This window comes from Aeromonas sp. TECH754 (assembly GCF_056279295.1).
Map to the genome: position 1 here is coordinate 4,676,073 of NZ_JBWBRA010000001.1, position 7,069 is coordinate 4,683,141.

Annotated in this window: 6 protein-coding genes and 1 rRNA gene; 5 read left to right on the forward strand and 2 right to left on the reverse strand. The window is 60.4% G+C overall.

What is annotated here, in order from left to right; genetic code table 11:
- Positions 1-201 precede the first annotated feature (201 nt).
- The gene (locus tag ACZ9IL_RS21525; RefSeq protein WP_476005275.1) at positions 202-1,104 is read left to right on the forward strand and encodes a TSUP family transporter; all 903 of its coding nucleotides are present in this window, start codon (positions 202-204) and stop codon (positions 1,102-1,104) included.
- 76 nt (positions 1,105-1,180) lie between these two features.
- Here ACZ9IL_RS21525 and ACZ9IL_RS21530 read toward each other — a convergent pair whose 3' ends face one another.
- Both ACZ9IL_RS21530 and hemL read right to left on the reverse strand, forming a co-directional pair.
- Complete coding sequence (locus ACZ9IL_RS21530; RefSeq protein WP_476005276.1) at positions 1,181-1,990, reverse strand: hypothetical protein; 810 nt, start codon at positions 1,988-1,990, stop codon at positions 1,181-1,183.
- A gap of 237 nt (positions 1,991-2,227) precedes the next feature.
- Positions 2,228-3,514, reverse strand: coding sequence for a glutamate-1-semialdehyde 2,1-aminomutase (gene hemL, locus ACZ9IL_RS21535; RefSeq protein ID WP_476005277.1), 1,287 nt, complete (start codon positions 3,512-3,514; stop codon positions 2,228-2,230).
- A 221-nt stretch (positions 3,515-3,735) separates the two neighbouring features.
- Between hemL and clcA the strand changes: the two genes are divergently transcribed.
- From clcA to ACZ9IL_RS21555, 4 genes are all read left to right on the forward strand, one after another.
- Positions 3,736-5,130: a H(+)/Cl(-) exchange transporter ClcA gene (clcA, locus tag ACZ9IL_RS21540; RefSeq protein WP_476005278.1), complete on the forward strand. Its 1,395-nt coding sequence runs from the start codon at positions 3,736-3,738 to the stop codon at positions 5,128-5,130.
- An 87-nt stretch (positions 5,131-5,217) separates the two neighbouring features.
- A complete protein-coding gene (locus tag ACZ9IL_RS21545) occupies positions 5,218-5,910 on the forward strand; it encodes a DUF6776 family protein (RefSeq protein ID WP_476005279.1) in 693 nt (230 codons plus the stop codon).
- Between the two features lie 89 nt (positions 5,911-5,999).
- A complete protein-coding gene (gene erpA / locus ACZ9IL_RS21550; RefSeq protein ID WP_476005280.1) occupies positions 6,000-6,350 on the forward strand; it encodes an iron-sulfur cluster insertion protein ErpA in 351 nt (116 codons plus the stop codon).
- A 518-nt stretch (positions 6,351-6,868) separates the two neighbouring features.
- Positions 6,869-7,069 (forward strand): 16S ribosomal RNA (locus ACZ9IL_RS21555); the annotation flags it as partial.

Below are 7,069 nucleotides of genomic sequence, written 5' to 3' on the forward strand. Positions count from 1 at the left end.
TGTGGTCGCCGCGAAATGACCATGATTACGACCGATGAACCCGGGCTTGCGCCCTCATAGACAAGTATTAGCAGAGCCGTTCGGGCGTGCTTGTCGAGAAAGCCTCCGGTTAATCGTTTGCATCGGCTGAAGGGTTGATCCTGACCAAGATTTTTTATTCTTGCTGCCTTAGAATCGCCGCCCGTCGCTGGAGGACTTCGTATGCTCATTACTTTTTTACGCCTGTTGTTTGTTGGCTGTGCCCTGGTTTTCATCTTCATGCTGCTCCGTGCCTGGTGGCACAAGCGACGTCAGTGCGAACTTGAGTCCACGCCGTTCTGGCCAGTGGCGGGCATCGGGTTTGTCGCCAACTTTCTCGATACTCTGGGGGTCGGCAGCTTCGCGGTGAAGACCGCCTGCTACAAGCAGTTCAAGCTCATCGATGACCGCCTGTTACCCGGCACCCTCAACGGTCAGTGCGTGCTGCCGACCGTGGTCCAGTCCCTCATCTTCGTCGGTGCGGTCAAGGTGGATCCTGTCACCCTCATCGGCATGATGGTGGCGGCCGCGGCGGGAGCCGCCTGGGGAGCGCGCCACGTCGCCTCCTTCGACCGGCAGACCATCCGGCTGGTGATGGCGGTCTCCCTGCTGGTGGTGGCCGGGCTCATCTTCGCCGGGTTGCTGGGTCTGTTCCCCCTGGGCGGCGAGGCCATGGGGCTGAGCGGCTACAAGCTGGGGATAGCGCTGGTCGGCAACTTCATCTTCGGCGTGCTGATGAACGTCGGCATCGGCCTGTTCGCCCCCTGCATGACCCTGGTCTATCTGCTGGGAATGAACCCGCTGGCAGCTTTCCCCATCATGATGGGCTCCACCGCCGTGCTCAGCGTCTTCTCGGCGGGCACTTTCATCCGCAAGGGCGCCTTCGATGCCAAGGCGGTGCTGGCGGTGGCCATCTTCGGCCCGATCGGGGTGGTGCTGGCGGCCATGCTGGTGCAATCCATGGACATGCAGATGCTGAAATGGCTGGTGGCCTTCATCGTCATCTACACCTCCTGGACCATGTACACCTCCTGGAAGGCGGGGCGTCGTCAGCCCCAACCTCACCTGGTCAGCGCCGCCGGCTAGCCGCTATCCGTGTCGTTGTCAGGGCTTTCGGGTGCCTGGCATCACAGGCCCATCTGGCGGACTGCGGGTGGGCTTGTCATTTCAGCTGCCGGAGCCCGCGTCTGGCGAGTGGCCCGCTCTTCGGCTGGCTCGTTGCGGGGGGAGGGCGCTGGCTGGAGGCGACCAGGGCCGCCTCGGCCTTGGCCCCAAGGAAGACATAGAGCCCCAGCGCCAGCAGCAAGCCCACGGCGCAACCCATCACCCCCACCGCAGGCCAGAGCAGTTCGAGCTGACCGAGGGATCCCTTGAACAGCAGCAGCAGCCCCTCGATGGAGACCGCGATCAGGATGGCGGCGATGAAGCGGGTGATGGTGCGGCGAATGGCGCTGTGGCGGAAGATGTCCTTATGCAGCAGGACCTCCTCCTCCAGTATGGTCTTGCCCAGATCGAACACCGCCAGTGCCAGGGTCAGGAAGATGATGGCGCTGAAGGCACCGAGCCGGTTCTGCCGGGTGCCGCACAGCAGCAGGTAGAGCTGCTCCAGCCCGTGCCAGATCAGGGTCGCGACGATGAGAAACAGCGCCAGGCTCAGGATCACATACACGGCCCTGAACCAGGGAATGGCGCGGCGCCGCTCCCTGTCCCCCATCAGCCAGGCGATCAGCTGATGCAGATTGATGGCGAGTTCGCGGCCATGGCCCTGCACCACCAGTCTTAGCTGCCCCTGCGGGGCGGGAATGGGCGCCAGTATGCCGGGGCTTGCCTGGCTCAGGCCTACGCTCTGCACGAAGGGATAACCCTTGAGGGCTTCCGAGGGCAGGGTGAGCAGCCCCAGCAGCAAAGGGGTCAACTCGGTTTCGTACTCCTGATAGCGCCGCAGCACATCGATGGGGCTCATCTCTGCCATACACACCTCGGTCAAGTGGGCCTTGCACAACTGATGCAGTTGCAAATTGTGGGCCCGCTTTGTGACAGTCAGGAGCGCGGTCGTTGCACCAAAGGGTGGCAAAACGAGGGGGAGGTGCCGGGATGAGCACCAGAAAGGGGAGTGGAGCGGTGTGCGAGCACGGACGAAAATGACAAAGGGCCCTTCGTGGGCCCTTTTCTATTGATGCCGAGTGCGACGGATGCGGATCGCGGCGAGTTAGCCCGCCAGCTTGGCGAAGCTGCGATCGGCGGCGGCCAGGGTGTGCGCTATCTCCTTGTCGCCGTGGGCCAGGGACAGGAAGCCTGCCTCGTAGGCGCTCGGTGCCAGGTAGACACCTTCCTCAAGCATGAGATGGTAGAAGCGCTTGAAGCGTTCCATGTCGCAGCGGGTCACCTGCTCGTAGCGGGTGATCTCGGGCTCCTCGGTGAAGAAGAAGCCGAACATGCCGCCCACATGGGTGATGGCGAGCGGGATGCCGTGCTTGGCGGCGGCGGCCTTCAGCCCCTCGGCCACCTGGGCGGTCTTGGCGCTCAACTGCTCATACAGACCCGGCTCCTGCAGCAGGTCCAGCATGGCGAGGCCGGCGGCCATGGCTACCGGGTTGCCGGACAGGGTGCCTGCCTGATAAACCGGTCCGGTCGGGGCTATGTGCTGCATCACCTTCTTCTTGCCGCCGAAGGCGCCAACCGGCATGCCGGCACCGATGATCTTGCCGAGGGTGGTGAGATCCGGCTCTATGTTGTAGTGGCCCTGGGCACCGCGCAGGGAGACGCGGAAGCCGGTCATGACTTCGTCCAGGATCAGCAGGGCGCCAAACTCGTCACAGATGGCGCGCAGCCCTTCCAAAAAGCCCGGCACCGGCGGGATGCAGTTCATGTTGCCGGCCACCGGCTCGACGATGATGCAGGCGATCTCGCTGCCGTACTGCTGGAAGGTGTCGCGCACCGACGCCAGATCGTTGAACACGCAAGTCAGGGTGTGTTTGGCGAAATCGGCCGGCACGCCCGGGCTGTTCGGCTGACCCAGGGTGAGGGCGCCGGAGCCGGCCTTCACCAGCAGGGAGTCGGCGTGACCGTGGTAGCAGCCTTCGAATTTCACGATCTTGTCGCGACCGGTGTAGCCACGGGCCAGACGGATGGCGCTCATGGTCGCCTCGGTACCGGAGTTCACCATCCGTACCTGCTCCATGGAGGGGACTATCTGGCGCACCTTCTCGGCCATCAGCACCTCGATCTCGGTGGGAGCGCCGAAGCTCAGCCCCTTCTCCACCGCCTGGATGACGGCGGTCTTGATGGCGGGGTGATTGTGGCCGAGCAGCATGGGGCCCCAGGAACCGATGTAGTCCACATAGGCCTGACCATCCACATCATAGAGATAGGCACCGTCGGCGTGATCGATGAAGCGGGGCGTGCCACCCACCCCGTTGAAGGCGCGGACCGGTGAATTGACGCCACCCGGAATGGTCTGGCGGGCCTGTTCAAACAGCTGATCTGATTTTGACATGGATCATCCTTAATGGGATTTTGGTTGTCGTGCCGGGGAAGATGGCCGAATGAGGCTCGGCAGCCAGGAGGTGGTGGAGTATGCTTTGCGCTCTCGTTACCCGGGCCCCTGGCTTGCTCCGTGGCACATGAAACGGGCCGACTATAGCAGAAAGGCCCTGTGCTGGGCAGCCGGGCCGCCGCCGGGTATCTCCAAATCTGATTAGATGAATATGATATCCCATGGTGCAACAATCTCTCTCCTCTGCTGAATCGCCTGCGTCACACCGCAGACCCGTCTTTCTAAGCCTCATTTTGCAGGACAAGATGCCGCTACTGGTGTTGCTGCTGGCGGCCCTGGTCGGCATCCTGGCCGGACTGGTCTGCGGACTGTTTGAATCCGGCGTGCACTGGCTCGCCGAGCAGCGGCTCGAGTTGCTGGCCGATCGCCCCTGGTGGCAACTCGGCCTGCTGGGATTTGGCTTCAGCGCCCTGCTGGGCATGATCGGTTATTTCCTCACCCACACCTTTGCCCCGGAGGCGGGCGGCTCCGGTATTCCCGAGATCGAGGGGGCCATGGACGATCTGCGGCCGGTGCGCTGGTGGCGGGTGCTGCCGGTCAAGTTCTTCGGCGGCATCTGTACCCTGAGCTCCGGCATGGTACTGGGACGGGAGGGACCTTCGGTGCAGATCGGCGGCAACCTCGGCAAGATGGTGGCCGATATCTTCCGGCTGCCCAAGGAGCATGGTCATGCCCTGCTGGCCGCTGGTGCTGCGGGTGGCCTGGCCGCCGCCTTCAACGCCCCACTGGCGGGCATACTGTTCGTGATGGAGGAGATGCGGCCGCAGTTTCGTTACTCCTTCCTCGCCATCAAGGCGGTCGGGATCTCCGCCGTCATGGCGACCCTGATGCTGCAAAACATGAAGGGGCAGGGGCCGGTGATAAGCCTGCCTCACTACGATGCCCCTGCCCTGAAGGCGCTCTGGCTGTTCCTCTTCATGGGGGGCTGCTTCGGTGTACTGGGGTTCGTCTTCAACAAGCTGGTGCTTGCCTGTCAGGACGGTTATCTGGCCCTGCACCAGAACAAGCGCCATCGCTTCGTCGCCATCGGCATGCTGGTGGCGGGCACCTTCGGCGTGTTGTCGCTGTTTGTCCCCTCGGTCACCGGCGGCGGTACCGAGCTCATTCCGCATTTGCTGGGCAATGAATATGCGATGGCGACCCTGTTCCTGCTCTTCTCGGTGCGGCTGATCGCCACGCTCATCTGTTTTTGTTCCGGCGCACCGGGCGGGGTCTTTGCACCGACCCTGGCGCTCGGCACCCTGTTCGGGGTGGTATTCGGCCACCTGTTTCATGCGGCCTTCCCCGAACTTGGCATAGAGCCGGGTGCCTTCGCCATTGCCGGTATGGGGGCGCTGTTTGCCGCCACCGTGCGTGCCCCCATCACCGGCATAGTGCTGGTGACCGAGATGACGGACAACTATCAGCTGATCCTGCCCATGATGATCACCACCATAGGCGCGACCCTGGTGGCGCAATGGCTGGGGGGGCGCCCCATCTATTCCCAGATCCTGGAGCGAACTTTACGGCTTGCGGCGCGTCAAAAACGGGGAGAAAGCAGTGTGACGGCCGGTTAACTCTTTGTTTATCCGTATCAATCAAAAGATGTCGCGTATAGTGAGGGAAGAGTGGCCCTGTGCGACGCAGTCATATAAAGAGGCCCTATGTCCCGAATATTGAAGGTATTGGTCGTGCTGATGATGGGGGCGATCATCGGTTACTTCGTCGGTAATCGACAAGAATTGGCCCAGAGCAGCCTGCTGATGGTACAGCAGGAAACCCTGGAGCGGCAGAGCAAGGCGATTGGCCATCTCAAGTCGGATCTGGGCATAAAGGATACTCTGCTGGCGACCCAGAAGGCGGCCTTCGAGCAGTTGCAGCAGACCCTCAAGGATCAGGAGGCGCAGGTGCAGGAGCAGAAGCGCCAGCTGGCCTTCTTCGAGCGGATCATGCGCCCCAGTGGTGAGCAGGTCGGGGTGGTGATAGACAATCTGACGCTGCAGGAGACCAGCATCCCCGGCCGTTACCACTATCGCCTGGCCCTGACCCAGCCAGCCAAGAAGCGCGAGCTGTTTCGTGGGCAGGTACAGATTAAAGTGGAGGGGAGTCTGGCAAACAAGCCCAAGATCCTCAGCGGTCGGGATCTTGGCATGAAGGCGGGGGAGGGGCGCTATGCGTTGCGCTACTTCCAGCTACTGGAAGGGAACTGGCAACTGCCGGCAGGTTTCATCCCGGATCAGGTGCGGGTCGTCATTGCCAAAGAGGGTCGCCAACCCGCTCAGGAATTGCTGGTCGAGTGGAGCGAAGTGCTCAAGCCTGTAGTGGCGCAACCCGCCCCTCTGCCTGCGGCACAGTAACAGCGCGGTGAATACTTGAACTAAATGGTCGGGTATTGGATAATTTCGCAGTTTCCATGTTTGTGGATTTAACGGTTGTGAGGTCAGTAATGAGTGCAGTAGCAGAAGCCCCGTTGCCAATCCAGATGACGGATGCGGCGGCTAACAAGGTGAAGACCTTGATTACCGAAGAAGAAAATTCCGAGCTCAAGCTGCGGGTTTACATCACTGGGGGGGGCTGCTCAGGTTTCCAGTATGGTTTCACCTTCGACGAGAAGATCAACGATGGGGACACCATTGTCGAGAAGAGCGGGGTGACCATGGTGATCGATCCCATGAGCCTGCAATATCTGGTCGGTGGCAGTGTGGACTACACCGAAGGTCTGGAAGGTTCCCGCTTCATCGTGACCAACCCCAATGCCACTACGACTTGTGGTTGCGGTTCCAGCTTCTCCATCTGATCTATCGCTATAGCGAGTTTGAAAGGGCCCATCAGGGCCCTTTTCTATTGCTCAGTCCCATCTCTCCTATATACATGCACCAGATACAGAGCATGGTGCCCGCCACTCCTGGCCAACTCAGCACAGAATCGATCATTTACGAGTCCCTTTCTGCTGGCGCCTTGTACGATCTGGTTGTTGATTAAACACTTGAACGTTTTTCTCAAAAAAACACATAGTTTTTGCTTGTCAGAAAGAATCAGGCCCCTATAATGCGACCCCATCAGCACGGCGCAGTGCGCGTCTGGTCCGGCTTGCAAAGCAACTCGGTGGGGGTTATAGTTTCAAACCCTGCTCTTTAACAATTTGAATCAAGCAATCTGTGTGGGCACTCACAGCATCGAGCATCAAAATTAATTTTTGATTTTCAATGTCTGGTGAAGTGACCAAGACGATTTCTTAGCAATAAGAAGTCGAACAGTTTATTTCAGCAATTCATTGAGCCGCTGAACTACTTCGGTAGCGACGCAAACAAACTTAAATTGAAGAGTTTGATCATGGCTCAGATTGAACGCTGGCGGCAGGCCTAACACATGCAAGTCGAGCGGCAGCGGGAAAGTAGCTTGCTACTTTTGCCGGCGAGCGGCGGACGGGTGAGTAATGCCTGGGGATCTGCCCAGTCGAGGGGGATAACAGTTGGAAACGACTGCTAATACCGCATACGCCCTACGGGGGAAAGG

What these genes read in the sequence shown, in the direction of transcription:
- hemL (WP_476005277.1), bottom strand. Translation starts at nt 3,514, where the DNA reads ATGTCAAAATCAGATCAGCTGTTTGAACAGGCCCGCCAGACCATTCCG.
- ACZ9IL_RS21530 (WP_476005276.1), bottom strand. Translation starts at nt 1,990, where the DNA reads ATGGCAGAGATGAGCCCCATCGATGTGCTGCGGCGCTATCAGGAGTAC.
- erpA (WP_476005280.1), top strand. Translation starts at nt 6,000, where the DNA reads ATGAGTGCAGTAGCAGAAGCCCCGTTGCCAATCCAGATGACGGATGCG.
- ACZ9IL_RS21545 (WP_476005279.1), top strand. Translation starts at nt 5,218, where the DNA reads ATGTCCCGAATATTGAAGGTATTGGTCGTGCTGATGATGGGGGCGATC.
- clcA (WP_476005278.1), top strand. Translation starts at nt 3,736, where the DNA reads ATGGTGCAACAATCTCTCTCCTCTGCTGAATCGCCTGCGTCACACCGC.
- ACZ9IL_RS21525 (WP_476005275.1), top strand. Translation starts at nt 202, where the DNA reads ATGCTCATTACTTTTTTACGCCTGTTGTTTGTTGGCTGTGCCCTGGTT.